This is a genomic window from Rhodococcus sp. PvP016, assembly GCF_017832185.1.
Taxonomy (GTDB): domain Bacteria; phylum Actinomycetota; class Actinomycetes; order Mycobacteriales; family Mycobacteriaceae; genus Rhodococcoides.
In genome coordinates this window covers 3,096,958-3,122,974 of record NZ_JAFIBH010000001.1, presented here as the reverse complement: position 1 = coordinate 3,122,974, position 26,017 = coordinate 3,096,958, and the positions used below count along the sequence as shown (strand labels likewise).

At 69.8% G+C, this 26,017-nt stretch carries 24 protein-coding genes and 1 tRNA gene; 12 read left to right on the top strand and 13 right to left on the bottom strand.

Annotation, left to right across the window (positions count from 1 at the left end; translation table 11 throughout):
- Nucleotides 1–2: 2 nt before the first annotated feature.
- From JOE30_RS14510 to JOE30_RS14500, 3 genes are all read right to left on the bottom strand, one after another.
- Nucleotides 3–584 carry a hypothetical protein gene (locus tag JOE30_RS14510; RefSeq protein ID WP_204867477.1) on the bottom strand — a complete coding sequence of 194 codons (582 nt, stop codon included), beginning with the start codon at nucleotides 582–584 and terminating at the stop codon, nucleotides 3–5.
- Complete coding sequence (locus JOE30_RS14505; RefSeq protein ID WP_204867476.1) at nucleotides 581–1,177, bottom strand: hypothetical protein; 597 nt, start codon at nucleotides 1,175–1,177, stop codon at nucleotides 581–583. The genes JOE30_RS14510 and JOE30_RS14505 overlap by 4 nt, the downstream gene beginning before the upstream one ends.
- Nucleotides 1,178–1,293: 116 nt before the next feature.
- Complete coding sequence (locus JOE30_RS14500) at nucleotides 1,294–1,917, bottom strand: TVP38/TMEM64 family protein (protein WP_307806299.1); 624 nt, start codon at nucleotides 1,915–1,917, stop codon at nucleotides 1,294–1,296.
- Between the two features lie 274 nt (nucleotides 1,918–2,191).
- Here JOE30_RS14500 and JOE30_RS14495 point away from each other — a divergent pair, with 274 nt between their 5' ends.
- Genes JOE30_RS14495 through meaB form a run of 3 tightly spaced genes read left to right on the top strand, consistent with a single transcriptional unit; the run spans nucleotide 2,192 to nucleotide 7,412 of the window.
- A complete protein-coding gene (locus JOE30_RS14495; protein WP_204867474.1) occupies nucleotides 2,192–4,123 on the top strand; it encodes a methylmalonyl-CoA mutase family protein in 1,932 nt (643 codons plus the stop codon).
- Nucleotides 4,120–6,399: a methylmalonyl-CoA mutase gene (gene scpA, locus JOE30_RS14490; RefSeq protein WP_239532382.1), complete on the top strand. Its 2,280-nt coding sequence runs from the start codon at nucleotides 4,120–4,122 to the stop codon at nucleotides 6,397–6,399. The genes JOE30_RS14495 and scpA overlap by 4 nt, the downstream gene beginning before the upstream one ends.
- A 2-nt stretch (nucleotides 6,400–6,401) precedes the next feature.
- Entirely contained in the window at nucleotides 6,402–7,412 is a 1,011-nt protein-coding gene (gene meaB / locus JOE30_RS14485; protein ID WP_204867472.1) for a methylmalonyl Co-A mutase-associated GTPase MeaB, read from the top strand.
- A 2-nt stretch (nucleotides 7,413–7,414) separates the two neighbouring features.
- Here the strand turns inward: meaB and JOE30_RS14480 are convergent, their stop codons facing one another.
- From JOE30_RS14480 to JOE30_RS14455, 6 genes are all read right to left on the bottom strand, one after another.
- The gene (locus JOE30_RS14480; protein ID WP_204867470.1) at nucleotides 7,415–8,458 is read right to left on the bottom strand and encodes a nucleoside hydrolase; all 1,044 of its coding nucleotides are present in this window, start codon (nucleotides 8,456–8,458) and stop codon (nucleotides 7,415–7,417) included.
- A 12-nt stretch (nucleotides 8,459–8,470) separates the two neighbouring features.
- On the bottom strand, nucleotides 8,471–9,895 hold the full coding sequence (locus JOE30_RS14475) for a CoA transferase (RefSeq protein ID WP_204867468.1): 1,425 nt from the start codon (nucleotides 9,893–9,895) through the stop codon (nucleotides 8,471–8,473).
- Nucleotides 9,892–11,211, bottom strand: a complete 1,320-nt coding sequence (locus tag JOE30_RS14470; protein WP_204867466.1) for a trans-acting enoyl reductase family protein — start codon at nucleotides 11,209–11,211, stop codon at nucleotides 9,892–9,894. The genes JOE30_RS14475 and JOE30_RS14470 overlap by 4 nt, the downstream gene beginning before the upstream one ends.
- A gap of 38 nt (nucleotides 11,212–11,249) precedes the next feature.
- The gene (locus tag JOE30_RS14465; protein WP_204870406.1) at nucleotides 11,250–12,746 is read right to left on the bottom strand and encodes a glutamate-cysteine ligase family protein; all 1,497 of its coding nucleotides are present in this window, start codon (nucleotides 12,744–12,746) and stop codon (nucleotides 11,250–11,252) included.
- A gap of 57 nt (nucleotides 12,747–12,803) precedes the next feature.
- Complete coding sequence (locus JOE30_RS14460; protein ID WP_204867464.1) at nucleotides 12,804–14,276, bottom strand: SDR family NAD(P)-dependent oxidoreductase; 1,473 nt, start codon at nucleotides 14,274–14,276, stop codon at nucleotides 12,804–12,806.
- Between the two features lie 78 nt (nucleotides 14,277–14,354).
- Nucleotides 14,355–14,440: transfer RNA gene (locus tag JOE30_RS14455), tRNA-Leu, on the bottom strand.
- 153 nt (nucleotides 14,441–14,593) lie between these two features.
- Here JOE30_RS14455 and JOE30_RS14450 point away from each other — a divergent pair.
- Together JOE30_RS14450 and JOE30_RS14445 are read left to right on the top strand one after the other, a co-directional pair.
- Complete coding sequence (locus JOE30_RS14450) at nucleotides 14,594–15,958, top strand: M20/M25/M40 family metallo-hydrolase (RefSeq protein WP_204867462.1); 1,365 nt, start codon at nucleotides 14,594–14,596, stop codon at nucleotides 15,956–15,958.
- Nucleotides 15,959–15,997: 39 nt separating this feature from the next.
- Nucleotides 15,998–16,528, top strand: coding sequence for a YbhB/YbcL family Raf kinase inhibitor-like protein (locus tag JOE30_RS14445; protein WP_027505328.1), 531 nt, complete (start codon nucleotides 15,998–16,000; stop codon nucleotides 16,526–16,528).
- 11 nt (nucleotides 16,529–16,539) lie between these two features.
- Here the strand turns inward: JOE30_RS14445 and JOE30_RS14440 are convergent, their stop codons facing one another.
- From JOE30_RS14440 to JOE30_RS14430, 3 genes are read right to left on the bottom strand one after another with little or no spacing between them, the layout of a single operon-like run.
- Nucleotides 16,540–17,625 (bottom strand): quinone-dependent dihydroorotate dehydrogenase, encoded by a 1,086-nt coding sequence (locus JOE30_RS14440; protein WP_307806185.1) that lies wholly within the window; start codon nucleotides 17,623–17,625, stop codon nucleotides 16,540–16,542.
- A gap of 55 nt (nucleotides 17,626–17,680) precedes the next feature.
- On the bottom strand, nucleotides 17,681–17,899 hold the full coding sequence (locus JOE30_RS14435) for a DUF5703 family protein (RefSeq protein WP_037185612.1): 219 nt from the start codon (nucleotides 17,897–17,899) through the stop codon (nucleotides 17,681–17,683).
- 48 nt (nucleotides 17,900–17,947) lie between these two features.
- Nucleotides 17,948–18,991, bottom strand: a complete 1,044-nt coding sequence (locus tag JOE30_RS14430) for a YncE family protein (RefSeq protein ID WP_204867460.1) — start codon at nucleotides 18,989–18,991, stop codon at nucleotides 17,948–17,950.
- 140 nt (nucleotides 18,992–19,131) lie between these two features.
- On the opposite strand from JOE30_RS14430, the gene JOE30_RS14425 reads away from it, so the two are divergent.
- Nucleotides 19,132–19,488: a hypothetical protein gene (locus JOE30_RS14425; protein ID WP_204867458.1), complete on the top strand. Its 357-nt coding sequence runs from the start codon at nucleotides 19,132–19,134 to the stop codon at nucleotides 19,486–19,488.
- 3 nt (nucleotides 19,489–19,491) lie between these two features.
- Here JOE30_RS14425 and JOE30_RS14420 read toward each other — a convergent pair whose 3' ends face one another.
- Nucleotides 19,492–20,421 carry an aldo/keto reductase gene (locus JOE30_RS14420; protein WP_204867456.1) on the bottom strand — a complete coding sequence of 310 codons (930 nt, stop codon included), beginning with the start codon at nucleotides 20,419–20,421 and terminating at the stop codon, nucleotides 19,492–19,494.
- A gap of 161 nt (nucleotides 20,422–20,582) precedes the next feature.
- Between JOE30_RS14420 and JOE30_RS14415 the strand changes: the two genes are divergently transcribed.
- The 6 genes from JOE30_RS14415 (at nucleotide 20,583) to JOE30_RS21545 (ending at nucleotide 25,992) form a co-directional block, all read left to right on the top strand.
- Nucleotides 20,583–21,428 (top strand): undecaprenyl-diphosphate phosphatase, encoded by an 846-nt coding sequence (locus tag JOE30_RS14415; RefSeq protein ID WP_204870404.1) that lies wholly within the window; start codon nucleotides 20,583–20,585, stop codon nucleotides 21,426–21,428.
- Nucleotides 21,429–21,475: 47 nt separating this feature from the next.
- Nucleotides 21,476–22,204, top strand: a complete 729-nt coding sequence (locus JOE30_RS14410; protein ID WP_204867455.1) for a histidine phosphatase family protein — start codon at nucleotides 21,476–21,478, stop codon at nucleotides 22,202–22,204.
- Between the two features lie 64 nt (nucleotides 22,205–22,268).
- Nucleotides 22,269–22,865 (top strand): DUF3090 domain-containing protein, encoded by a 597-nt coding sequence (locus tag JOE30_RS14405; RefSeq protein ID WP_204867454.1) that lies wholly within the window; start codon nucleotides 22,269–22,271, stop codon nucleotides 22,863–22,865.
- A complete protein-coding gene (locus tag JOE30_RS14400) occupies nucleotides 22,862–23,701 on the top strand; it encodes an SCO1664 family protein (RefSeq protein ID WP_371831719.1) in 840 nt (279 codons plus the stop codon). The genes JOE30_RS14405 and JOE30_RS14400 overlap by 4 nt, the downstream gene beginning before the upstream one ends.
- A 47-nt stretch (nucleotides 23,702–23,748) precedes the next feature.
- Nucleotides 23,749–24,987: a cysteine--1-D-myo-inosityl 2-amino-2-deoxy-alpha-D-glucopyranoside ligase gene (mshC, locus tag JOE30_RS14395; RefSeq protein ID WP_204867452.1), complete on the top strand. Its 1,239-nt coding sequence runs from the start codon at nucleotides 23,749–23,751 to the stop codon at nucleotides 24,985–24,987.
- 177 nt (nucleotides 24,988–25,164) lie between these two features.
- Nucleotides 25,165–25,992, top strand: coding sequence for a DUF559 domain-containing protein (locus JOE30_RS21545; RefSeq protein ID WP_204867451.1), 828 nt, complete (start codon nucleotides 25,165–25,167; stop codon nucleotides 25,990–25,992).
- The last annotated feature ends 25 nt before the right edge of the window (nucleotides 25,993–26,017 follow it).

Sequence of the window (26,017 nt, the reverse complement as noted above, 5' to 3'; positions counted from 1 at the left end):
GGTCAGGCCGCCAGACCCGCGCCGACGCCGCCCGCGGCGAGTGCCCAGAGCACGCTGGTGAAGGTGCCGATGATGAAGTACTCGGAGGCCCGCGGGTCGCGGAGTTCGGGGTAGCGCGCGAGTCCCTTCACCGCGAGCACCACGGCGATGCCCTCGGGCCACCCCGTGAGCACCGCGACCACGACGGCGATGCGTTCGAGTGTGCCGATGACGAGCCCCCCACGCAGGACGGGGCGCTCGTCGTCGGCATCGCCGTCTCCGGGCTCGGGCCGCCGGCGTGCGAGATGGAAGACCGCGGGAACGACGACGGTGCCGCCGGTGACGGCGACCGCGACGACCAGGACCAGCGCGACGACGAGTGCTGGCCCGGTGACCGGTGCGCTGACGATCGCGGCGGCGAGACCCGCCAGTGCGAGCATCCCGGCGGACAGGAGTGCCGGGACCCACCAGCGCAGCGGCGGCAGCCACCGGACGCGTCGTCCCGGCGCAGCCGTCGGTGGAATCGTCGGCACCGGCCGGGCGGGAAGCAGTGCCGCTCCGGCGGAGAGCGCGAGCGCGAGCAGCGCGAGGGTGGTCGCCATCATGCGTCCGTTCCGCGTGCGCGCAGATCGGCGAGCGCGAGCATCCGCGCGACGACCGGTCGAGCCGCACGCTCCGCCTGCCACCCCGCGACGGCCAGTCGTTGCGACACAGCCTGCGGTGTGATGGACAGTTCCTCGGCGACGGCGGTCTGCGATCCGAGCCTGCGGACACTGTCGACCGCGGCGCGGCCCTGCTCGGTGCGCCGGACCAGGAGTAGTGCGAGCAGTGCCACGACGGCGTCGGCATCACCGGCGGACTCGGCGTCACCGCCGCGGACCGCGATGTGGGCGACGGCGTTCTTGGCGCTGTCGACGGCGTCCCGCGCGGCTTCGAACGCCGGGCCCCGACCCGCTCTGGTGGAGCGTGGCAACGGATCCTCCACGGCGCCCACCCCGATCCCGACGCTCCAGTGCCCGTCCTCGAGGAAGTCGAGGGCGAGGTCGAGTGCCACCGACGCGTCGTCCGCCACACCCTGGACCTCGTCGCCCGCCGTGCGTTCGAACGGGCGCACCAGGCCGGTGGCTCGGTCGAGGATGTCGGCGACGCGATCGATGTCGCGGCGACTTCCTCGTTGGTCCACTGTCAGAACGAACATCGATCAACCCTAGAAGCTTGATCAGGCGGAATCAAGCCTCGAGTCTTGATGCGCTGCGTTGTCGCGGAGTTCGTCGTTGACCTTGATCCGGCTACATCAAGCCCGTGGCCTTGACCTCATCGATCGCCGGCCACCGGCATCCGCGCGTCCAGAATCAGTCCCACGACGCCCACCGCGATGCAGACTCCCGAGATCGCCAGCAGGACCGGATCGCCGTGACCGGCCAGAGCGTCGCCGAGCAACACGATGCCGACCGTCCCCGGGATCACTCCGACCACCGTCGCCAGCGCGAACGGCACCACGGCCACCGAGGACAGGCCGGCGGAGTAGTTGACCACCGAGAACGGCACCGGCGCGATGAGTCGAAGGCTCCCCACCGCCAGCCATCCCCGTCGCGCGAGGCGAGTGTCGACGGCCCGGATCACGGGATGGCCCCAGCGTGCGGTCACCACGTCGCGGCCGAGCGCTCGGACCAGCAGGAACGCGAGCACCGCGCTCACGGTGGTCGCCGCGACCGCCACACCGACCCCCGTCACGGGTCCGAACAGCACACCCGCCGACACCGTGAACAGGGTGCGGGGGATCGGCGCCACCGTGATGATCGCGTGCGCCGCGAAGAAGACGAGCGGGAAGGCCGGCCCGACGGCGACGGCCCACTCGCGCACGCGGTCGATGGTGGGGAGGGGGACCAGCAACGCCACGACGATCAGCGCGACGAGCACCGTGACGGTCGCGGCCACGCGCAGCACGAGCGCGCGGCGACCTCCGACGACGATCGACTCCTCCGACGGCACGGTGTCGTGCGGCTCGATGTCGGGGGTCGTCACGTCTGCTCACGCTACCGAAGAGCGCTGCGAGCGGTGCTCCTCGAGGCGGTCGGGGCGGTCGCTAGGAGGACCGATGCTCGGACGCCCTACTAGTGTGAAGTTTGTCTCAGGCCGCTGTGATGAGACTCGGGATAGCGTGCCCGGAGTGCGGTTAACATCACAGCATCCGTAGGCGCGAAAGGGACACATGGCCACGTCACACACCGGGACACCGGATTCCGTCGCTGCCGAGGACGTCGGCGCGGCCGTACCGGTGAGCAGCGCCGAGGAGGGTTTCGCGACCTGGCGGCGCGGCGTGGCCGGGGTGCTGGCCAAGGCTCGTCGGGTGGACGTCTCGGAGCTGCCCGAGCATCCGGAGACGCTGCTCGAGGTGACCACGTACGACGGGGTCACGGTGCGGCCCCTCTACGGCCCGCTGGACGAGACTGCCGAGGCGCCGCTGCCCGGCACCTTCCCCTTCACGCGTGGCACGGACGCGCATCGCGACGTCAACGTCGGGTGGCAGGTCGCCGGTCGGTTCGGCCGTTCCGTCGGTGCGGATTCGGACGCGGCGACGCTCAACGACCAGCTCCTCGACGCGCTGCAGAACGGCACGAGCGCCCTCTGGCTCGACACCGCGTCCGTGGGCGCCGAGGGCCTGGGCCGCGCGCTCGACGGGGTCCTGCTCGACCTCGCGCCGCTGACGCTGGACGCCGGCGCCGACGTCGCATCGGTGGCCGACGCGCTGTACGCGCTCCTCGACGAGCGCGGCGCGGCCGCCGACGTCCGACTGGGGGCGTCGCCGCTGACCGATCGATTCGCCGACATCGCGGGTGCGAGCGAGCAGGACGCGATCGATCTCGCGGTGCGGGCAGCGGCGCGCACCGAGCGGGTACGCGCGATCACGCTGGACGGCACCGTGTTCCACGCTGCCGGGTCGGCGGACGCGCAGGAGGTCGGGCTGACCGCCGCGGCCGGGCTCGAGTATCTGCGCGCGCTCACGGCGGCGGGACTGTCCGCTGCCGAGGCGTTGGGACAGGTGGAGTTCCGGTTCGCGGCCACCGACGAGCAGTTCGAGACCATCGCCAAGTTCCGCGCGGCCCGGCGGGTCTGGGCCCGGGTGGCCGAGGTGCTCGGGGCGCCGGAACACGGGGGTGCCCCACAGCACGCCGTCACCTCGGCGGCGATGATGACGCAGCGCGATCCCTGGGTGAACATGCTGCGCACGACGCTGGCCGCGTTCGGCGCCGGTGTGGGCGGAGCCGACGCGGTGACCGTCCTGCCGTTCGACGCCGCGATTCCCGGCGGCGCCGCGGACGTCTCGCAGACCTTCGCCGCACGAATCGCGCGCAACACCCAGCTGCTCCTGCTCGAGGAGTCCCACCTGGGTCGGGTGCTCGATCCGGCCGGTGGGTCCTGGTACGTCGAGTCGCTCACCGACGCGCTCGCGGACTCGGCGTGGTCGCTTCTGCAGGCGGTCGAGGCCGCCGGCGGTTACCGCGCCGCGCTGGAGTCCGGTGAGATCGCGCGCCGGGTCGAGGAGACCCGAGCTGCCCGCGCGAGCGACATCGCCCACCGCCGCACCGCGGTCACCGGTGTCAACGAGTTCCCGAACCTGCAGGAGCCGTCGCCCGCGGCCTCGGGGGACGGCACCGTCGCCGGACGTCCCGCGACGCGGTACGCCGCCGAGTTCGAGGCGCTCCGCGATCGCAGCGACGCGGTGCTGGCGGACAAGGGCAGTCGCCCGGTGGTGCTGCTGGCGCCGCTGGGTAGCGTCGCGGAACACAACGGTCGCACCACGTTCGCGGCGAACCTCATGGCGTCGGGCGGGATCGAGGCGGTGAATCCCGGTGCGGGAGCAGATCTCGCCGCGGTGGCGCGCGAGACCGCGTCGCCGATCGCCGTGCTGTGCGGCACCGACAAGCGCTACGCCGCCGAGGGACCGGACGCCGTCGCCGCCCTGCGATCGGCGGGAGTGCAGACGGTGCTGGTCGCCGGCGGTGCCGCTGCCTTCGCGGACGCGTCGCCGGAACAGACCCCGGACGGACATCTCACGCTCACCATCGATGCCGTCGCCGAACTGAGTGCTCTCCTCGATGCACTCACCGGCGAGGCTCGTACGGAAGGACACACCGCATGACCGACGACGCTGGTGACATGGGCACCGTGGGCAGTTTCGCGGACGTTCCGCTCGTCGATCCCCACGGCGCGGAGGCGACAGCACCGGCGGCCGACGATGCGCGCGCACACGTCGAGGCGGCCGCGTCGGCTCACGGCTACTCACCCGAGCAGGTGGTGTGGTCCACCCCCGAGGGCATCGACGTCCGCCCCCTGTACACCGGCGCCGATCGAGCGGAGGCGGCCGAGGCCGGGTACCCGCTCGACTCCTACCCGGGCACGGCGCCGTTCCTGCGCGGTCCGTACCCCACGATGTACGTCAACCAGCCGTGGACGATTCGTCAGTACGCGGGCTTCTCGACCGCATCGGAGTCCAACGCGTTCTACCGTCGCAACCTCGCTGCCGGCCAGAAGGGGCTGTCGGTCGCGTTCGACCTCGCGACGCACCGCGGCTACGACAGTGACCACCCCCGCGTCCAGGGTGACGTGGGTATGGCGGGTGTCGCTATCGACTCGATCTACGACATGCGGCAACTCTTCGACGGGATCGACCTGGGGTCGGTGTCGGTGTCGATGACCATGAACGGTGCGGTGCTGCCGATCCTCGCGCTGTACGTCGTGGCGGCGGAGGAGCAGGGCGTCGGACCCGAGAAGCTCGCCGGCACCATCCAGAACGACATCCTCAAAGAGTTCATGGTGCGCAACACCTACATCTACCCACCCGAGCCGTCGATGCGGATCATCTCCGACATCTTCGCCTACAGCTCCACGCACATGCCGAAGTTCAATTCGATCTCCATCTCCGGCTACCACATCCAAGAGGCCGGCGCGACGGCCGATCTGGAGCTCGCGTACACCCTCGCCGACGGGGTGGAGTACATCCGCGCCGGGCTGGCCGCTGGCATGGACATCGACACGTTCGCTCCGCGCCTGTCCTTCTTCTGGGCCATCGGTATGAACTTCTTCATGGAGGTCGCCAAGCTCCGCGCCGGGCGTCTCCTGTGGGCCGAGTTGGTTCAGAAGTTCGACCCGTCGAGTGCCAAATCGCTGTCCCTGCGCACACATTCGCAGACATCGGGCTGGTCGCTGACGGCGCAGGACGTCTTCAACAACGTCTCCCGCACGTGTATCGAGGCGATGGCCGCGACGCAGGGGCACACGCAGTCGCTGCACACCAACGCGCTCGACGAGGCGCTCGCGCTGCCCACCGACTTCTCCGCCCGGATCGCCCGCAACACCCAGCTCCTGCTGCAGCAGGAGTCCGGCACGACGCGGCCCATCGATCCGTGGGGCGGCTCGTACTACGTGGAGTGGCTGACCCACCAGCTCGCCGATCGGGCCCGCGCGCACATCGCCGAGGTCGAGGAGGCCGGCGGAATGGCCAAGGCCATCGGCGAGGGCATCCCGAAGCTCCGCATCGAGGAGGCGGCGGCGCGGACGCAGGCGCGCATCGACTCCGGTCGGCAGCCGCTGGTGGGTGTCAACAAGTACGTTCCCGACGAGCCCGACGCCATCGAGGTGCTCAAGGTCGAGAACTCGCGGGTGCGCACCGAGCAGATCGAGAAGCTCGAGCGGCTGCGCGAGGAGCGCGACCCCGGCCGCGTCGAGGCGGCGCTGTCCGCCCTGACCGCGGCGGCCGCGTCCACCGACGGCGGGATGGAGAACAACCTGCTCGCCCTCGCGGTCGACGCGGCGCGGGCCATGGCGACGGTGGGCGAGATCTCCGACGCTCTCGAGAAGGTCTACGGACGGCACCGCGCCGAGATCCGCACGATCAGCGGTGTCTACCGGGACGAGGCGGGGAAGGCCACGAACATGGTGCATGCAGGCGAGCTGGCGACGGCGTTCGCGAAGGCGGAGGGCCGCCGACCCCGCATCCTGGTGGCGAAGATGGGGCAGGACGGACACGATCGCGGGCAGAAGGTCATCGCGACGGCGTTCGCCGACATCGGCTTCGACGTCGACGTCGGCCCGCTGTTCCAGACCCCAGAGGAGGTGGCGAACCAGGCCGCCGACAACGACGTCCACGTCATCGGGGTGTCGTCGCTCGCCGCCGGTCACCTGACGCTGGTTCCGGCGCTGCGGGAAGCACTCGCCGCCGTCGGCCGGTCCGACATCATGGTCGTGGTCGGCGGCGTCATCCCGCCGGGCGACTTCGACGCGCTGCGTGAGGCCGGTGCGTCCGCGATCTTCCCACCCGGCACGGTGATCGCCGACGCCGCCGTCGATCTCATCGGCCAGCTCGCGGAGAGCCTGGGCCACGGCGCGGCCGTCTCGGACGCAGGAGCGAACGCCTGAGCATGTCCGACGCGACCGCAGCACGTCCCACGCGTCCGGCGATCGATCTCGACGCGCTCGTGGCCTCGGTGCGGGCCGGCGAGCGTGCCGGGCTGGCGCGCGCCATCACCCTCGTCGAGTCCACCCGCGACGACCATCGCGACCTCGCCCAACAGATGCTGCTCGAGCTCCTTCCGCACGCCGGGGGGTCACACCGGGTGGGCATCACGGGCGTACCGGGAGTCGGCAAGTCGACGTTCATCGACGCCCTGGGCATGACGCTCATCGAGAAGGGCCACCGCGTCGCGGTTCTCGCGGTGGACCCGTCCTCGACCCGTACCGGGGGGTCCATCCTCGGGGACAAGACCCGGATGGCACGGCTCACGGTGGCGCCCGAGGCGTACATCCGGCCGTCGCCGACGTCGGGAACCCTCGGCGGTGTCGCGAAGGCGACCCGCGAGACGATCGTGCTGCTCGAGGCGGCCGGCTACGACGTCGTGCTCGTGGAGACAGTCGGGGTCGGGCAGTCCGAGATCACGGTCGCGGGCATGGTGGACACCTTCTGCTTCCTGACGCTGGCGCGCACGGGAGATCAGCTGCAGGGCATCAAGAAGGGCGTCCTCGAACTCGCCGACGTGGTCGCTGTCAACAAGGCCGACGGGAACCATCTCCGCGACGCCAAGGGTGCTGCGCGCGAACTCGCCGGAGCGCTCCGACTGATCTACCCGCACGACTCGCTGTGGACCCCTCCCGTGCTGACGATGAGCGCGATCGAGGAGACCGGACTCACGGAGTTCTGGGACACCGTGTGCCGCCACCGCGACGTCCTCACCGCGGCAGGCGACTCCGATGCCCGCCGCCGCGATCAGCAGGTCCAGTGGGTGTGGACCATGGTGCAGGACCAACTGATGCGCCGACTGTCGTCGAACCCCGCGGTGACTGCCGTCCGCGCGGACGTGGAGAGGCGCGTGGCCGACGGATCGCTCACCGCCGCACTGGGTGCGCAGGAGATCCTGACCGCCTTCGACGGCTGACGTCAGCGCCCGGCGGCGAACGCCCCGACCGTCTCGAGCAGATGGTCGAAGAAGGCGTCCGGATCGGTGGACACGGCGATCGCGGCGTTGGGGCGACGTCCCCAGAAGCCGCGCCGGTCGGCCACCGTCGTTCCCCTCGTGAGGGTCCCGACGAGTTCGACGTCGACGGTGGCCAGGGCGTACTCGGCGATCTCCGGGTGCAGTGCGACGGCCGCCGCGAACGGGTCGTGCATGTGCGCCAGGTATCCCTCACCCTGCGCGTGGTGGAACTCCATGTAGAACCGCACCGCGTCGGTCAGGTACCGCACGACGGGCACCGACGCCGTCGAGCGTGCGCCCACCTCGTCGATCGAGAGGTGCTCCACCGGAACAGATCCTGCGATCTCCGCCAGACGCGCCACATGCGACGGATGCATCTCGATCCGTTCCGTCAGCCCCAGGGCGCACACGATCGGCTCCCGGCCCGAGGGCACCGCGTCGAAGGCGTCGAACACCTCCTTGGCGGCTTCCGGGTCGACCGCCACGTTCCATTCGGAGGTGGGCGTCGTGTTTCCCGGGTGGTCGATGCTGCCGCCCATGATCACCAGACGCTTCAACAGAACGGGCAGTGCGGGCTCGAGCCGCAGTGCCAGAGCCAGATTCGTCATCGGACCGGTCACCAGCCCGACCAGCTCGCCCGGATTCTCCCGCGCCAGGTCCACCCACGCCTGCGCCGCCGTGCGACCGGAGACGGTCATGGTGGGTGCCGGCAGATCCGCGTAGCCCACTCCGAGCGGACCGTGCGTGTCCTCCGTCGTCATCAACGGGGCGACCAGGGGTGCGTCGACGCCGACCGCCACCTCCACATCGGCCAGACCACAGATCTCCAACCAGGACAGCGTGTTCCGCGTCACCTGCGCGGTGGGCACATTGCCCGCCGTGCAGCACACGGCCACGATCTCGGCCTCGGGACTCGCCGCCAGGTACACCAGGGCGAGTGAATCGTCGATTCCCGTGTCGACGTCGACGAGAAGTCGAGTGCGGGCGGGGGAGTCGACGTCGGTCATGCCGCCATCCTGTCAGGACGGGAAGCGCGGCTCGTCGCGTCCCCACGGGCGGGCCGGGAAGGGGTGATCGTCGTACTCCGCGAGCGCCGGACGCGCCGTACGCACGTCGTCGTGGAGAACAGTGTGCTCGTCCGTCGGCAACACTGGGTCGGCCGGGCCGTCGACCCTGCCGTCGGCATCGAGCAGCCAGGCGGCAGTGCGGGCCAGCGAGACCGACACCGTTCTGCCGATGCCACCGTCGAGCCGCTGGGTCAGAGCGTCGACGATTCCCGCCGCCAGCAGGTGGCCGGACGCGTGATCGAGCGCCTGTACCGGCAACGCCCCCGGAACCCCGGCCTTCCCGCCATCACCCCCGGCCTTCCCGCCATCACCCGACCGGCCTCCGGCCTTCCCGCCATCACCCGACCGGCCTCCGGCCTTCCCGCCGCAGACATGCGCGATTCCGGACGCCGCCTGCACAAGGCTGTCGAATCCGCGCCGTCGTGCCCACGGCCCCCGGCCGCCCCACGCACTCACCGTCCCGATGATCGCTCCGCTCGGCCGGTGCGCGCGGAGGTGGTCGTCGATGTACGAGCCCGGCCGGTACCCGCCGACCACCACGTCCACCGAGGACATCAGCGCCGTCAGTCGCTCGTCGTCGTCGTCGACGAGGACGTCCAGAAGGGTCGAGAACTTACCGGCGCCGGTGTCGAGGTGCTGGGCCTCGATCTCCGGGAGCAGAGGCGAGTCGACCCGCAGTACCGATGCACCGAGGAGGGCCAGATCGCGCGAGGCTACCGGGCCGGCGATGACCCGCGTGAGATCCACTACCCGCACCCCGGCCAGCGGTCGCATCGGGTCGGTCGGGGGCTCGGGGAGCGACGGCAGACCGTCGGGACGCACGGTGGACGAGACGATGGGGCCGGTCCGCGTGAAGCGGCCCGGCGCCGAGCCGAACCACTCGTCCGGGGTCCGCACCGCCACGACGAGGGCGCCGAGCTCTGCTGCACGCCCCTCGACATCCAGAGCCTCGTGGCGGAGGAGAGCCGCCGCGACGGCGGTGTGGTCGGCGTCGTCGGCGAGCTCGAGGAGCGAGAGCAGTCGCGCCCGGTGGTGCGGGTAGTTGGCGTGGGTGCGCACCCAGCCGTCCGCGGTGCGGAAGAAGCCGGACAGAGCGGCGAACCCCGCGACCGGCCGCCCGTCGATGCGCAACAGTCTGTCTCCCGCGTACGACGCGGCGACTCGGTCGCCGACCACCACGCGCGGTGACGGTGCGGCCAGCCCCGAGGCGACGCGGAACCGGTCGACGGCGGAACCGAGTGCGGCGACCGCACCGACGGCCAGCGCGGCCACCGGCAGGGTCGACGACAGCACGCCCTCGGACACGGGGTGCACCGTGATGTCGGCGGCCTGAGCGAGCCCCAGGTCGGCCTGGTAGCGGTGCAGCAGGTCGGTCATACCTTGCGCGCGGAGATCTCCATGCCGGCGCCGCGGAGTCGGTGGATCAGCGCGTCACCGATTCCGGAGGCCGGGGTGAGCACGCCGCCGCCGACGGAGGGGAGTGCGTCACGGTCGAGCGCGAGCGCCAGTGCCGATTCGCCCAGCATCATGGCGGTGGCCGCGTAGCCGGGATCGCCCTTCGCCTTCACGCGCGAGACGTACCGGTCACCGGTGCTGGTGGTGGTGTAGACGTCGATCGTGAAATGCCCCTTCTGCCGGGTCTTCTCGCTGGGACCGTCGCCCGGCTTGGGCAGGATCTTGTCGAGCAGGAACCGGGTGGGCTTGAAGGCCATGCCCGCGACGAAGGCGCCCAGTCCGGCGAGCACGGCGCCGGCGATCACCGGGGAGGCGGGCGACGAGCCGACGCTCATGACCTCGCTGTAGCGGAAGTTCTTGCCGTACGGGTATCCGAGCAGCGCGTTCGTGCGGCGCACGACCCGAGTGTTGTACGAGGACATCACGAACGGTGCCTTCCACCCCTTCAGATCGGGATGGATGTCGGCGCCCTTGACGATGGGGGTGTCGCTCTGCCGCCCCAGATCCGGCTCGATCGAGCGGTCGGGGCTGAGCGAGTAGGGGCTTGCCGCCATCTTCGCCGCGGCGCGGTCCTTCGTGATCTCGTCGATCTGGCCACGAAGCGAGTCGATGGTGCCGCCGCTGACTCCGCCGCTCATCGACGTCACGACGAGGGTGGTGTCGGTCAGGTCGCCGGCACCGTCCTCGTGGACCTTGGAGTACAGCGCGTGCACGCCGATGTCGGACGGCACCGAGTCGAAGCCGCAGGAGTGCACGATCCGAGCGCCGGTGGAGTGTGCGAGATCGTGGTTCTGGTCGGCGCTGAGACGAGCGAACAGCACCTCGCCGGTGAGGTCGACGTAGTCGGTGCCCTGCGCCGCGCAGACGTGCGCGAGCGTGCGGCCGAACTTCGCGTACGGCCCGACCGTGGTGATGACGACCTGTGTGCGAGAAGCGATGTCGGTGAGCGCGGCCTCGTCGTCCGCGTCCGCGACGAGCAGCGGCCAGTCGGCGGCGCGGGACGGCAGACCACGACGGGTCGACTCCAGCTTGGATCGGGACCGACCCGCGAGTGCGATCGACGTGCCCTGCGGTGCGTGGTTCGCCAGGTACTCGGCGGTGAGCGCGCCCACGAAACCGGTGGCGCCGTAGACGACGACGTCGAACTCGCGATCCCCTGCCGTGTCGAGTTCGGAAACCGCGTCGAGTTCGGACGCCGCGTCGAGTTCGGATGGGTCAGGTGCGGATGTCTCGGCCATCAGCCGAGCCTACAAGCGCTCCCGTGACCGACCACCACTCACCACGACCACGTGTGGACGGCCTCGCCCTCGTGCATGAGCTGCAGGTAGTCGGACAACATGCCGGCCACGGCGCGTTCGCGCGTCTCTCCGGCACGCTCGCGTGCGACGACGGCGTTGCGTTGCCACACCGATCCGGACTGACGGCGCAGGCATCGACCCTCGATGACCCGGAGGTAGCGGTCGCGGACCTCGGTGTCCACGCCGTACGACGCGAGACCCGCCTCGGCCATGGGCAGCAGTCGACGCAGGACCAGCTCCTGCGGCGAGATCCAGCCGACCTCCGGCCAGTAGAGCCGCGAGTCGAACCCGCCGCGGGCCGCCGAGTGCAGGTTCTCCACGGCGGCGTCGAACGACATCTGCGTCCACACCGGCCGATCCGCGTCGACCAGCGACCGCAGGGTGCCGTAGTACAGCGCCGCGTCGGCGAGAACGTCGAGCACGGTCGGCCCCGCGGGTAGAACGCGGTTCTCGAGGCGGATGTGCTGCTCGCCGTTCGAGGTGTCGTAGATCGGACGGTTCCATCGGTAGACGGTGCCGTTGTGCATCTTCAGCTCGGTCAGGCCGGGCGCTCGGCCCGCCGCGAGTTCGGCCATCGGATCCTCGTCGGACACGACCGGCAGGAGCGCCGGGAAGTACCGCGAGTTCTCCTCGAACAGATCGAAGATCGACGTGATCCAGCGCTCGCCGAACCACACGCGGGGTCGCACTCCCTGGTTCTTGAGTTCCTGTGGGCGCGTGTCGGTCGCCTGTTCGAACAGGGGGATACGGGTCTCGTGCCACAGTGCCTTGCCGGCGAGGAAGGGGGAGTTGGCAGCCAGTGCCACCTGCACTCCCGCCAGCGCCTGCGCGGCGTTCCAGTGGGCGGGGAACTCTGTCGGCGAGACCTGCAGGTGTAGTTGCACGGACGTGCACGCGGCCTCGGGGAGAATGGTGTCGGAGATCTCGTTCAACGACTCGATGTCGTGACTGCCGGGCAGAGGGACCCCGGTGATCGACAGTTCGATGTCCTCGCCGCGCGCCGCGAATATCTGTTGATTGAGCAAGTCGTACCGCGGATTGCTCGACAACCACTGGTGACCGAAGTGATCCTTGCCCAGCGTGGGCAGCATCCCGATCATCGCCAGAGCGCATCCCTGCTCGCGAGCACGCGCGTCGGCGGTGTCCAGGGAGGTGCGTAATCCGTTCTCCAGGATGCGCATCCGGTCGCCCGCCAACGGTTCCGGGGCCACGTTGATCTCGATGTTGAACTGGCCCAGTTCGGTCTGGAAGTCCGGATCGGCGATGGCCTCGAGCACGGCCGCGTTGGCCATGGCCGGCTGCATCGACTCGTCCACCAGGTTGAGCTCGATCTCCATGCCCAGGCGTGGCTCGTCCACCCGGAAGGTGTCGTCCGCCAGCATGGCCCCCAGGGCGTCCAGACACTCCTGCACCTTGTGCCGGAACATCTGCCGGTCCTTACGGCTGAACGTGCGCTGCTCGACCTCGTCGCCCATCACGACATTGCACCACGTGCGCAGTCGCCATGCGGACGACACGGGGGTTCGGCGGTGTCACCAGGGCGAAGCCGCGTAGTCCTTGAGGAACTTCCCGTGCAGATCGACACCGAGCTCACCCTGGACGATGGGGTCGTAGACGCGGGCCGCGCCGTCCACCAGATCCAGGGGCGCGTGGAAGCCCTCGTCGGCGAGGCGGATCTTCGTCGGATGCGGGCGTTCGTCCGTGATCCAGCCGGTGTCCACCGCGCTCATCGAGATACCGTCGTCGAGCATCTCGTTCGCACTGGTACGCGTCAGCATGTTCAGCGCGGCCTTGGCCATGTTCGTGTGGGGATGACCCGGACCCTTGTAGCCGCGGCCGAACTGGCCCTCCATCGCGGAGACGTTGACGACATAGGACCGGCGATGCGGCGACGCGGCCAGGGCGGCGCGCAGGCGTGAGACGAGGATGAACGGCGCCACCGAATTGCACAGCTGCACCTCGAGCAGCTCGACGGGATCCACTTGGTCCACGGTGTGGACCCAGCTGTTCGTCGGTGCCTCGTCGGGAACCAGCCCGCCCGCGTCGATCGCCGTTCCGGCAGCCATGCGCTGCAGGGACGCCGAACCGGCGACGAGGGCCATGGAGGTCACCTGCGACGGCCCCATGTTCGCCATGACGGCGGTGTCGAGAGCGACGGCGTCGCCGTCGCTCTCGCCGAACGCCCCCACCAGAGCGGCCGGGTGGGCATCGCTCGTGGCGCCGAACGTGCGCACCCCGAGCGCTGCCAGATCGACGCCGTGCTCACCGTCCTCGAGGGCGGTGTAGGAGCCGGCGGAACGCTTGACGGTCTGAGCGGCGTTGTTGATCAGGATGTCGAGCGGGCCTTCTGCGGCGACGGTGTCCGCGAATGCGACCACCTGCGCGGGATCGCGCAGGTCGATGCCGACGACGGACAGTCGATGCATCCAGTCGTGGCTGTCGGACATCGAGGAGAACCGGCGCACCGCGTCCGCGGGGAACCGCGTCGTGATGGTCAGGTGAGCACCGTCGCGCAGCAGGCGCAACGCGATGTACATGCCGATCTTCGCGCGCCCACCGGTGAGTACGGCGCGGCGGCCGGTGAGATCGGTCCGAGCGTCCCGCTTCGCGTGGTTCAGGGCGGCGCACTCGGGGCAGAGCTGGTGATAGAACGCGTCCACCACCGTGTACCGCTGCTTGCAGATGTAGCAGGGACGCGCGCGCTGCAGTATGCCCGCGGTCTCGGTGGTGGTGGCCGACGTGAGCGCCAGTCCGGCGGTCTCGTCGTCGATGCGGTCGGGTGATCCGGTCGCCGTGGCGGCGACGACGGCGCGGTCCGCGTCGGCCACGCGGGCGCGCGACTCCAGGCGGCGACGCTTCTTCGCTGCCTTGAACATGCCGGCCGTGGCGCGCTGCACGGTCACGGCGTCGGGGTGGTCGTCGTCCAGGGCCGCCGCGCGGTCGAGCACGCGCAGGCACGCAGCGAGTTCGTCGGGGTCGATGCCCGTCACGCTGTGCTCCGTCATCGCCGCCTCCACGCTCCCGAGTCATGACGAAAGCCCCGATTCCGTGAGGAATCGGGGCTTTCGTCGGTCTGTCTTCGGTGTCCGAGGGGGGACTTGAACCCCCACGTCCGTTAATAGGACACTAGCACCTCAAGCTAGCGCGTCTGCCATTCCGCCACTCGGACATCACACGTCACACCCTGCTGGTCACACACAGTTCACGATCGCGTCGCACCCGTGTTCTCGGTGCGGTCGCTAAATCTAGCCGATACCGCGCCCTGGACCAAAACCGCACGTCGGAGCACCTGCCGAGGCACCTCGAGTGGTAGGAACGAGCTGTGTCCGCAACAGGAGAGAACGACCACCAGACCGAGAAGCAGACAGTGGCCGTGGACGAGGTCGTCGACCTCGTCTCGTCGCTGATCCGCTTCGACACCTCCAACACCGGGGAACTCGAGACCACCGTCGGCGAGAAGGAGTGCGCCGAGTGGGTGGCGCGCCAGCTCGAGGCCGTGGGGTACGAGACCGAGTACGTCGAGTCGGGTGCGCCCGGCCGCGGCAACGTCTTCGCCCGCCTGGCCGGCGCCGACAGCTCACGCGGCGCGTTGCTCGTGCACGGCCACCTCGACGTCGTCCCGGCCGAGCCCGCGGACTGGAGCGTGCATCCCTTCTCCGGCGCCGTCGAGGACGGCTATCTGTGGGGACGCGGCGCCGTCGACATGAAGGACATGGTCGGCATGGCCCTGGCGCTGGCACGACAGTTCAAGTCGGCCGGCACCGTCCCGCCCCGCGACCTCGTCTTCGCGTTCCTGGCCGACGAGGAGGCCGGGGGCCGGTACGGGTCGCACTGGCTCGTCGAGCACCGGCCGGACCTGTTCGAGGGTGTCACCGAGGCCGTCGGCGAGGTCGGCGGTTTCTCGCTGACGGTGTCCACCCCCGAGGGCGACGAGCGTCGCCTCTACCTCGTCGAGACCGCGGAGAAGGGCCTCGCCTGGATGCGTCTGACGGCCAAGGCCCGCGCCGGTCACGGATCGTTCCTGCACGAGGACAACGCCGTGACGTACCTCGCCGAAGCTGTTGCAGCACTGGGCAATCACCAGTTCCCGCTGGTGATGACCGACTCGGTGACCGAGTTCCTCGCCGCCGTGAGCTCCGAGACCGGTCTGGCCTTCGACCCCGAGTCGCCCGACATCGACGGCACCCTCGCCAAGCTCGGCAGCATCGCCCGCATCGTCGGCGCGACACTGCGCGACACGGCCAACCCCACGATGCTGTCCGCCGGGTACAAGGCCAACGTCATCCCGCAGACCGCCTCCGCCACCATCGACTGCCGCGTCCTACCGGGACGCAAGGCCGAGTTCGAGCGCGAGGTCGACGCCCTCATCGGTCCGCACGTCGAACGGTCCTGGATCACCGATCTGGAGCCGTACGAGACCACGTTCGACGGGCACCTCGTCGACGCGATGAACGACGCGATCCTCGCGTTCGACGAGAACGGACGCACGGTGCCGTACATGCTGTCCGGCGGCACCGACGCCAAGGCGTTCGCCAAGCTGGGCATCCGATGCTTCGGTTTCGCGCCGCTCAAGCTGCCGCCGGAGCTCGACTTCGCGGCGTTGTTCCACGGCGTCGACGAACGGGTACCCGTCGAGTCGTTGATCTTCGGAACCAAGGTCTTCGAGCACTTCCTTCTGCACAGCTGACTCATCCCCGAACTGACAGACAACCCCCGAGAGGACCCCATGTCACACGATCCCTACGCCGCACTGCCGTCGCTGCCGTCGTTCGAGCTCACGTCGGACAACGTCACCGACGGTCAGCCGCTCCACGAGGACCAGGTCAGCGGCATCATGGGCGCGGGCGGCCACGACAACTCGCCGCAGCTGTCGTGGTCTGGCTTCCCGGAGGAGACCAAGAGCTTCGCCGTCACCGTCTACGACCCCGATGCGCCGACGGCGTCCGGTTTCTGGCACTGGGCGGTGGCGAACATTCCCGTCTCGACGACCACCCTGGTCACCGGAGCGGGCGACGACAGCTCCACCGGGTTGCCGAACGACGCGATCACGCTGCGCAACGACGCGGGCCTGGCCCGGTTCATCGGTGCCGCACCCCCGCAGGGGCACGGACCGCATCGCTACTTCGTGGCGGTACACGCCGTCGACGTCGAGAAGCTCGAGATCGACGAGAGTGCGTCGCCGGCGTACCTCGGATTCAACCTGTTCAGTCACGCCATCGCGCGTGCCGTCATCGTGGGCACGTACGAGCAGAGCTGACGAGGCCTGAGTCAGCGCGGTCCGGGCCGCGGGACCGTCTCCGTGCCGACCGCGTCGGCCACCGAGGCGAATCCCGCGGCCCGGGCTCGTCGAGCGACACCGACGGCGATGCGACGCGCCCAGAACGGTCCGCCGTAGACGAAACCGGTGTACCCCTGCACGAGGGTGGCGCCGGCGAGGATGCGTTCCCACGCGTCGTCGGCGGTCTCGATACCGCCGACGGAGATCAGCGTCATCGAATCGCCGACGCGCGCGCGGAGGCGGCGCAGCACGTCGAGGGATCGGTCCGCGACGTACGGCCCCGAGACGCCACCCGCCCCGAGTTCCACCGCACCGGCAGTCCGCAGTCCGTCGCGCCCGATGGTCGTGTTGGTCGCCACGATGCCGGCGGATCCCAGTTCCATGGCCAGATCCGCCACCGCGTCGACATCGTCGTCCGACAGGTCGGGCGCGATCTTCACCAGAACGGGCACCGTCACCACACTCGCCACGGCGGCCAGCAGAGGCCGCAGTGATTCCACCGCCTGCAGATCTCGCAGTCCCGGGGTGTTGGGAGAACTCACGTTGACGACGACGAAGTCCGACAGGGGGCCGAGCAGCCGCGCGCTCTCGGTGTAGTCGATCGCGGCGTCCGCCGCGGGAACCACCTTGGTCTTGCCGATGTTGGCGCCGACCGGGATGTCCCCGCGTCGACCGCGCAGACGCTCGGCCACCGCCGCCGCACCCGGATTGTTGAAGCCCATGCGGTTGAGCAGGCCGCGGTCGTCGGGAAGCCGGAAGAGTCGAGGCTGTGGGTTTCCGGGTTGCGCCTGCGCGGTCACGGTGCCGACCTCCGCGAAACCGAATCCCAGCGGACCCCACGCGTCGACACCCTCACCGGTCTTGTCGAACCCGGCGGCCAGGCCCACCGGGGTGGGGAACGTCACGCCGAAGGCCGTCGTCCGCAGCGCCGGATCTCGGACCGAGAGCACGCGCGAGACGAGCGCGCGCAGGGGAGCGAATCGAGTCACCGCGACCATTGCCGCGAATGCGAGGTGATGAATGCGTTCCGGAGGGAGCAGGAACATCGCGCGGAGCAGCAGCCGGTACGGGCTCACAGCCTGGGAACCTCTCGTCGGGGGATCTCGTCGGGGGTACGGCGCCGCCACCGGGTCAGAGACCGGGATCGGGCACGTGGTGTGCGGTCTTGCGTCGCTTGAGAAGTACTCGCCTGCTGCCGTCGGTGTACAGCCGGACCCGGGAGAGCTCCCACCCACCGAACTCGGCCGAGATGGCCAGCCGCATGGAGGCCGTCACTCGGGTGACGTCCGGCGGCAGCTTGATGGGCACGTACTCCCAGTCGTCCGACTGGGTCTCCCAGCCGACGGGCATCGCACGGTTGTTCCGGTTCACGTGTCTCGCTCTCGTCCTCGCGGGCACTCACGCCCGGGTCGGGATCACCTGGACCCCGGCGCCACTGTTCGAGCCTACGAAAAGTTCGCCGGACTGCGAGTCCACGGCGAGCGAGTCGGGCTGGCGCACTGTGGGGAACCGTGCCGTTTCGACAGGAATTCCGGAGGTGATGTCGAATCCCACCACCTCGTTCAGTGCGGTCGCCGTCACCCACACGGTTCCGTCGTCCTCGCACGCGACGGCGAACGGGGAACCGGCGACGGGGTAGCGCTGACGCATGATCAGATCGGGGTCGCCCGTGAAGACGAGCAGTTCGTCGTCGGTCGTGTCGGCGACCACGACGGCACCGTCGGCGCATCCGGTCATGCGGGTGGCCCCGTCGCCTGCGCGCAGCGCGGCGCCGAGACGTTCGGCACCGACGTTCACCGACGTCACCGACGTCTGCCGGGTGTCCAGGGACACCAGATCGTCTCCCGTGCGCACGAGACCGTCGACCGAGGCCTGACCGGTGACGGTGCTCTCGACCGAGCCGTCGGCCCCTGTGATCACCACGATTCCGGTCGGCGTCCCGACGGCGTACCCGTCGTCCCACGGCGTCACCGAGGCTGCGCCGCCGTCGACCGCGATGTCCGTCGTCTCTCCGGACCGCGCCTCGACCCGGCTGATGCCCGACGACGTCGTGACCAGAAGTTCGCCGTCCCGGCCGGCGGAGACGGACGAGCCGGGGGCGGAGAGTCGCACCGAGCGCGGATCCTCCTCGGAGTCGAGCGGGGTCAGCAGCAGCGTCGTACCGTCGTCGACGAGGATCCCGGCGATCCGGTCGCGGGGCTCGATCGCGAGGCCGTCGACGGTGGCCGGACCGCCGAAGCGCGGGTCGGCCGTGACGCCCGCCGGCGTGACCGTCGTCTCGGGGGACACCGCGGCGACCTCCGGCTCACGCGTGTTCAGCTGCTCCGGATCGTCGGAGTTCGCGCATCCTGCTGTGACCGTCGTCACCAGGGCGAGGCCGAGAAGGGCGAAACGGGTAGTGCTGCGTCGTGCCGGGTGGGCACTGGTCGATCGGGGTGCCATGGGGGTGATTCTCCTTCAGGTCTTCTCCCATCCGATCATCTCGCCGTCGTGGCGCGAGCACAGGGGATGGATGTGGACGCCATGACGCGTCTGTAGGTTTCGACGAGTGCCTGTCGACGAAGGAGAGCGAAGGAGGACGCATGACCGGGCCGAGCAATGCGGAGTTCTCGGTGGAGGACGTGTCGGTGGGGGCGCACGCCCACGGGTTCGGGTCCACTCCGGACGGTCGGAGCTTCGCCTTCCGGGTGCGCGGTAAGTCGTTGCGCGTGGAGGTCTACCGCGCCGACCTCGCGCAGGCCGTTCCCGACGATCTCGACGTCGACGCGGTCGCGGAACGCGATGTCACCGATGTCGACCTCTCGGACGAGCGCTCGATCGTCGCCGCGGTCCGGGACGCGGTCGCCGACGTCCGTCCGCTCGATTCGCCGCAACCACCGGACACCACGCTCCTGCGATCGCTGCTCGGGCGCTTGGGCAACGCGATCGATCCGACATGACGGTCAGGAGCTGACGTCGTCCAGCGCCGAGGTGATGGCCGACGGGAGCGCGACGTCCTCGGCGGCCAGCACGCCCGTCAGCTGACCGATGTCACGAGTCCCCACCACGACGGACGCGACACCGGGGCGATCACGAGCCCACGCCAGAGCCACCGCGAGCGGCGACGTGCCCAGACCGTCGGCCGCCGTGAGGACGGCCTCGACGACCTTCCCGCTGTCCTCCCCGAGGAAGGGTGCGAGCGCGTGCCGTCGGTGATCGTCCGCGCCGCGTGAATCCGCGGGCACACCGTCCCGGTACTTGCCCGTGAGCACCCCGCCCGCCAGAGCCGACACCGCGAGTACACCCACGCCGTGATGGTCGGCCGCGGGGAACAGCTCGTCCTCGGCGCCGCGCGCGAGCAGGGAATACTCCGCTTGTGCTGCGGTGATGTCGACGGACGCCGACACGGTGGCCAGCTGCCACGCCGTGAAGCCGCGGACACCCGCGTAGCGGACCCGCCCGGACGAGACCGCGTGCTCCAAGGTCGCCGCCACCTCACCGAGTGGGGTCTGGGGATCCCAGGCGCCGACACTCCACAGATCGAGGTGATCGGTGCCGAGCTCGCGCAGCGTCCTGTCGAGGTCGGCGAGGAGCGCGCGTCGCGAGCAGTCGACGGTCCAGTGTCCCGAGGTGTCCGGACGCGAGACGCCGGAATCGATGCTGAGCACGAGGTCACCACGCGGAACCACGTCGTCGACGATCTCGGCCAACACCCGCACCGCGCGCCCGTCTCCGTAGGAGGCGGACGCATCGACGAGGGTCCCGCCTGCGTCGACGAACGCCGTCACCTGTGCCGCGGCGTCGTCACCGTCGACTCCGCGTCCCCATTCACCCGTTCCGAGCCCCAGGCGTGACACCCGCAGCCCGCTGCTCCCGACCGTTCTGTGCTTCATGAAGGCAGTGCATCCGTTTCGCCGTGTTCCGTCCATGTCTCGTCCTGCCGACACGGTGGTCGAGGCACGACCCTAGTACGGTCGTGCCTCGTGACTTCGACAGGAAACCTCGTCGGTGGTGTCTGCGCGTCGCGGAATCGGACGGCAGGAGAACAGCGATGATCGCGGAATCGATGTCCTGGGTGCAGGCCCTGGTCCTGGGCGCCGTGCAGGGGTTGACCGAGTTCCTCCCCATCTCCTCCTCGGCGCACCTGCGCATCGTCTCCGAGGTCTTCTTCGGTGACGACGCCGGCGCATCGTTCACCGCGGTGACGCAGCTCGGCACCGAGGCAGCGGTCCTGCTCTACTTCGCCCGCGACATCGGGCGCATCGTGGCGGCGTGGTTCCGCGGCATCGCCGACAAGTCCCAGCGCGACACGCTGGACTACCGCATGGGCTGGTACGTCATCTTCGCCACCATCCCGATCGGGGTGCTCGGCTTCGTCTTCAAGGACGCGATCCGGACGGGCGCGCGCAACCTGTGGATCATCGCGACGCTGCTCATCGTGTTCGCGGTGGTCATCGCCATCGCGGAGAAGGTAGGCCGACAGACGAGGCCGATCGAGAAACTCACCACTCGGGACGGCCTCGTCATGGGCGCCGCGCAGTGTCTCGCGCTCATTCCGGGCGTGTCGCGATCCGGCGCCACCACGAGCGCCGGTCTGTTCATGGGCCTGACGCGTGCCGCCGCGGTCCGCTTCTCGTTCCTGCTCGCCATCCCGGCCGTCACCGCGTCCGGGCTCTTCTCGTTGCCGGACGCCTTCGAACCGGCGGGCGAAGGTCTGCAGGCGTCGGGATCCCAGCTCGTCGTGGCGACGCTCGTGGCTTTCGTGCTGGGGTACGCCTCCATCGCCTGGTTGCTGCGCTTCGTCGAGAACCACTCGCTGTACTGGTTCGTCGGGTACCGCATCGTGGTCGGCTTCGCGGTTCTCGGACTCCTCGCCACGGGCGTCGTCGCAGCGAACTGACGCCACCGCGACGCCGGACGCCCCTCGCGTCTCACTAGGCTGAGGTCATGACGGTCATACTTCTGCGCCACGGACGCTCGACGTCCAACACGGCCGGCACGCTCGCGGGCAGGTCGGACGGCGTGGAACTCGACGATCTCGGTCGGGAGCAGGCGGAGCGTGTGGTCGCCCGCCTCGAGGTGCTTCCACTCGCGGCGATCGTGCGATCACCGTTGCTCCGGTGCGAGCAGACGGTCGCGCCCCTCGCTGCGGCCCGCGAGCTCGATCCCGTCGTGGAGGATCGCCTGCTCGAGGTCGACTACGGCGAGTGGACCGGCAAGCCGATCAAGGATCTCCTGGGGGAGCCGCTGTGGAAGGTGGTGCAGCAGCACCCGTCCGCCGCCGTCTTCCCCGGGGGTGAAGGCCTCGCCGACGTGCAGATCAGAGCGGTGCGCGCGATCCGCGAGATCGACGCGCGGCTCGCCGCCGAGCACGGCTCCGATGTGCTGTGGGTGGCCTGCTCGCACGGTGACGTGATCAAGTCCGTCCTGGCCGACGCTCTGGGGTCGCACCTGGACCAGTTCCAGCGCATCGTGGTGGACCCGGCGTCGATCAGCGTCGTCCGCTACACGGAGACGCGGCCGTTCGTCCATCGTCTCGGCGATCTGGGTGGGGATCTGACGCAGTTCGTTCCGAAGCCGCCCGCCGAGACGGACGCCACTGCGGAGGCCCCGTCCGACCAGGCTCCGACCGCGTCGGAATCGGACGCCGTCCCCGGTGGTTCCACCGGACAGTGACAACACGCGGATAATGGAGTCACAGCCGCGACAGTTCGGCGGCGCGATCTTTGGAGGTGCAGATATGCCACGCGCGATTCACGTCTTTCGCACCCCCGACCGGTTCGTCGCCGGAACGGTGGGTGAGCCCGGCGATCGATCCTTCTACCTCCAGGCAGTGCACGACGCCCGAGTGGTGTCGGTGGCGCTCGAGAAGCAGCAGGTTCAGGTGTTGGCCGACCGTGTCGGGCTTCTGCTCGACGAGGTGGCGAGGCGTTTCGGCACCGAGGTGCCGCCCGAGGAAGCCGATCCCAGCGACGTCGACCCACTGGTGATGCCTGTGGACGCCGAGTTCCGGGTCGGGACCATGGGTCTGGGCTGGGACGCCGACGCCGGCGCCGTCGTGGTGGAGCTGCTCGCCATCACCGAGACCGAGATCGACGAGTCGGTGGTTCTCGACGACACCGACGAGGGTCCGGACGCCGTGCGGGTGTTCCTGAGTCCGGAGCAGGCCCGCGAGTTCGCTGCGCGCAGCGAGCGCGTCATCGCCGCCGGTCGGCCCCCGTGCCCGCTCTGCGGTGAGCCCCTCGCGCCCGGTGGTCACATGTGCGTGCGGACCAACGGGTACCGGCGCGGAACCGTGCTGGGAACCGACACCACCGAGTTCGGGGACGAGTCCTGACCTCCGCCGGCGACGCCACCGCGCCCTGGACCGACGACGACACGGACCTGCTCGCGCACGGCGAGATGACCATCGTCGGTCGCGTGGTGCAGGCGTCCAACGCGACGCTCGTGTGCGAGATCGAGCGTGAGGATCCGGCGCCGGCACTGCGCTGTGTCTACAAGCCGGTGCGTGGGGAACAGCCGCTGTGGGACTTCCCCGACGGCACGCTGGCGGGCCGCGAGATCTCGTCCTACCTCATCTCCGACGCACTGGGCTGGGGCGTCGTGCCCACGACGGTGCTGCGGGACGGTCCGCTCGGTGTCGGCATGGTGCAGCGGTGGATCGACACCGTCGAGCGGCTCCCCGAGAAGGGCGAGGGCTACGACATGGTGGACCTCTGCCGCCCCGACCTCGTGCCCTCGTCCTACATCCCCGTGCTCCGCGCCTACGACGATGCCGGCGACGAGGTGGCCCTGGTGCACGCGGACGATCCGCGACTGCACCGGATGGCCGTCCTCGACGTCGTCATCAACAACGCCGACCGCAAGGGCGGGCACGTGCTCGAGGCGCTCGACGGCTCCGTATACGGCGTGGACCACGGCATCGCCCTGCACCGGCAGAACAAGCTGCGGACCGTGCTGTGGGGGTGGGCCGGTCGACCCGTCGACGCCGCACTGGTGGCCGACCTCGTCGACTTCTCCCGCGACCTGCGCGGTGCCTTCGGGGACACCCTCTCGCCGCACATCACCGACGAGGAGATCGAGGCGCTGGGCGGTCGCGTGTCGCGGTTGCTCGCGGAACCGGTCATGCCGGCACCCGACTCCAGCAGGCCCATTCCCTGGCCCGCGTTCTAGGCCGGGCACGCGGCGGCGGCTCCGGCCCGACCGGATAGTCTTCACCCATGCAGTCGTGGCCCGAAGTGGACGTTCCCAGCGTGCCGGGCGAGGGCCCGCCGCTCCGTTTGTACGACACGGCCGATCGCGCCGTGCGTCCCGTCGCGCCCGGTTCGACCGCCACCATGTACGTCTGCGGCATCACCCCGTACGACGCGACGCACTTGGGCCACGCGGCCACCTACCTGACGTTCGACCTCGTCAACCGGGTCTGGCGCGACGCCGGCCACGACGTGCACTACGTCCAGAACGTCACCGACGTCGACGACCCGCTCTTCGAGCGCGCGGCACGCGACGGCGACGACTGGGTGTCGCTCGGACAGCGCGAGACCGACCTCTTCCGGTCGGACATGACCGCGCTCCGCGTCATCCCGCCGCGCGACTACATCGGCGCGGTCGAGTCCGTGACCGAGGTCGTGGAACTCGTCGAGAAGCTCGTCGCCTCGGGCGCCGCCTACGTGGTGGACGACGCCGAGTACCCCGACGTGTACTTCCGCGCGGACGCCACCGAGCAGTTCGGTTACGAGTCCGGGTACGACCGGACGACGATGGACACCTTCTTCGCCGAGCGCGGCGGAGATCCCGACCGCCCCGGCAAGCGCGACCCTCTCGACGCCCTCGTCTGGAAGGCCGAACGTCCGGGCGAGCCGTCGTGGCCCTCGCCGTTCGGTCCGGGGCGCCCGGGTTGGCACATCGAGTGCGCGGCGATTGCGTTGAACCGCATCGGATCCGGCTTCGACGTGCAGGGCGGGGGCAGCGACCTCATCTTCCCGCACCACGAGTTCTCCGCGGCCCACGCCGAATCTCTCACGGGCGCAGACCGTTTCGCGCGGCACTACGTGCACACCGGCATGATCGGCCTCGACGGCGAGAAGATGTCGAAGTCGCTGGGCAACCTCGTCCTGGTCTCGAAGCTCACCGCTGCGGGTGTCGATCCCGGTGCCATCCGCCTCGGTCTCCTCGCCGGCCACTACCGGCAGGACCGCACCTGGACCGACGAGATCCTCGCCGCTGCGCAGGACCGACTCGCGCTGTGGCGCAAGGCTGTGGCGCTCGAGTCGGCACAGTCCGCCGAGGACACCGTCGCCCGCGTGCGCCAGCACCTGGCCGACGATCTCGACTCCGCCAAGGCACTCGACGCGATCGATGCGTGGGCGCGAGATGCCGTGACGCTCGGCGGCTCCGACCCCGCGGCGCCGGGGCTGGTGTCGCTGGCGGTGGACGCGCTGCTGGGTGTGAAGCTCTAGCTCGTCGGGAGTGGTGTTTTTGCTCCTCTCGGTGCGCGTACGAGCGGGATCCCGCCGATTCGGCGCTCGAACGGGGCAAAAACTCCACATCCACAGGTAGCCGTCCGTCCCCGGGGTGGACCATCGCCGCAGTTCGCGGCTATCGGGCAGTGTTCGCGATGCGTCATCGTCGATGGTGTGCCTGTCAATCGAGTGTCGACTCTTGCCCAGTTGATCGGTGCCGGCATGTCCGCCACGACGATTCGTCGACGCTTCCACCGCGTGCTGCCCGGAGTCTTCTGCCAGGAGGAGCCCGCCTGGTTCGATCGCTGCCTGGCCGTGACTCTGTGGCGCCCCGACGCGCTGCTGAGTCATACGAGTGCTGCCCGGCTTTACGGGTGGATCGGCGAACCGTCCGGGGTTCACGCTCTGGTCGACGAATCCGCGAGGCTACGGACACCCGAATGGTTGACGGTCCGCAGACGCAGGCAGGGTGCCTGCGACGAGGTGCTGGGGTTGCCGGTGACCACTCGGGAGCAGACTCTCATCGACTGCGCAACGGTGCTGGGCGATGCCGCCGCCGAGCGGCTCGTGGACGACGCTCTGGTGCACGAGGTCGACGAGAACCGCGTTCGCGCGCTCCTCGACGCAGAACCTGGCCGGCGCGGGCACGTCCGTGTGCGGCGCCTCGTCGACACCGCTGCGCGGGGCTTTGCCTCCGAGCCCGAGCGAGTTCTCGGGCGTGAGCTGATCCGGCGACATCTCCGCATGCAGACCAATGTCCGGGTGGGTGCGTTCGTGGTGGACTTCTACGACGAGCTGGCCAACCTGGTGGTGGAGGTGGACGGGTACGCGTTCCACAGTGCACCGGAGGTGTTCCGCCACGACAGGAGACGGCAGAACGTGCTGGTACTCGACGATCTGCGAGTTCTGCGGTACGCCGCGTTCGACGTGCTGAAGGATCCCGGTGCCGTCGCCGACCAGATCGTCGCGGAGGTAAGACGTCGTCGGCACGCGCGGCGGTGATCGTTCTGCTCCGCTCGCCCGACTT

Excerpts from the sequence above, each read along its gene's own strand:
- JOE30_RS14510 (WP_204867477.1), bottom strand. The coding sequence starts at position 584 with ATGATGGCGACCACCCTCGCGCTGCTCGCGCTCGCGCTCTCCGCCGGA.
- JOE30_RS14505 (WP_204867476.1), bottom strand. The coding sequence starts at position 1,177 with ATGTTCGTTCTGACAGTGGACCAACGAGGAAGTCGCCGCGACATCGAT.
- JOE30_RS14495 (WP_204867474.1), top strand. The coding sequence starts at position 2,192 with ATGGCCACGTCACACACCGGGACACCGGATTCCGTCGCTGCCGAGGAC.
- scpA (WP_239532382.1), top strand. The coding sequence starts at position 4,120 with ATGACCGACGACGCTGGTGACATGGGCACCGTGGGCAGTTTCGCGGAC.
- meaB (WP_204867472.1), top strand. The coding sequence starts at position 6,402 with ATGTCCGACGCGACCGCAGCACGTCCCACGCGTCCGGCGATCGATCTC.
- JOE30_RS14480 (WP_204867470.1), bottom strand. The coding sequence starts at position 8,458 with ATGACCGACGTCGACTCCCCCGCCCGCACTCGACTTCTCGTCGACGTC.
- JOE30_RS14475 (WP_204867468.1), bottom strand. The coding sequence starts at position 9,895 with ATGACCGACCTGCTGCACCGCTACCAGGCCGACCTGGGGCTCGCTCAG.
- JOE30_RS14470 (WP_204867466.1), bottom strand. The coding sequence starts at position 11,211 with ATGGCCGAGACATCCGCACCTGACCCATCCGAACTCGACGCGGCGTCC.
- JOE30_RS14465 (WP_204870406.1), bottom strand. The coding sequence starts at position 12,746 with ATGGGCGACGAGGTCGAGCAGCGCACGTTCAGCCGTAAGGACCGGCAG.
- JOE30_RS14460 (WP_204867464.1), bottom strand. The coding sequence starts at position 14,276 with ATGACGGAGCACAGCGTGACGGGCATCGACCCCGACGAACTCGCTGCG.
- JOE30_RS14445 (WP_027505328.1), top strand. The coding sequence starts at position 15,998 with ATGTCACACGATCCCTACGCCGCACTGCCGTCGCTGCCGTCGTTCGAG.
- JOE30_RS14435 (WP_037185612.1), bottom strand. The coding sequence starts at position 17,899 with ATGCCCGTCGGCTGGGAGACCCAGTCGGACGACTGGGAGTACGTGCCC.
- JOE30_RS14430 (WP_204867460.1), bottom strand. The coding sequence starts at position 18,991 with ATGGCACCCCGATCGACCAGTGCCCACCCGGCACGACGCAGCACTACC.
- JOE30_RS14425 (WP_204867458.1), top strand. The coding sequence starts at position 19,132 with ATGACCGGGCCGAGCAATGCGGAGTTCTCGGTGGAGGACGTGTCGGTG.
- JOE30_RS14420 (WP_204867456.1), bottom strand. The coding sequence starts at position 20,421 with ATGAAGCACAGAACGGTCGGGAGCAGCGGGCTGCGGGTGTCACGCCTG.
- JOE30_RS14410 (WP_204867455.1), top strand. The coding sequence starts at position 21,476 with ATGACGGTCATACTTCTGCGCCACGGACGCTCGACGTCCAACACGGCC.
- JOE30_RS14405 (WP_204867454.1), top strand. The coding sequence starts at position 22,269 with ATGCCACGCGCGATTCACGTCTTTCGCACCCCCGACCGGTTCGTCGCC.
- mshC (WP_204867452.1), top strand. The coding sequence starts at position 23,749 with ATGCAGTCGTGGCCCGAAGTGGACGTTCCCAGCGTGCCGGGCGAGGGC.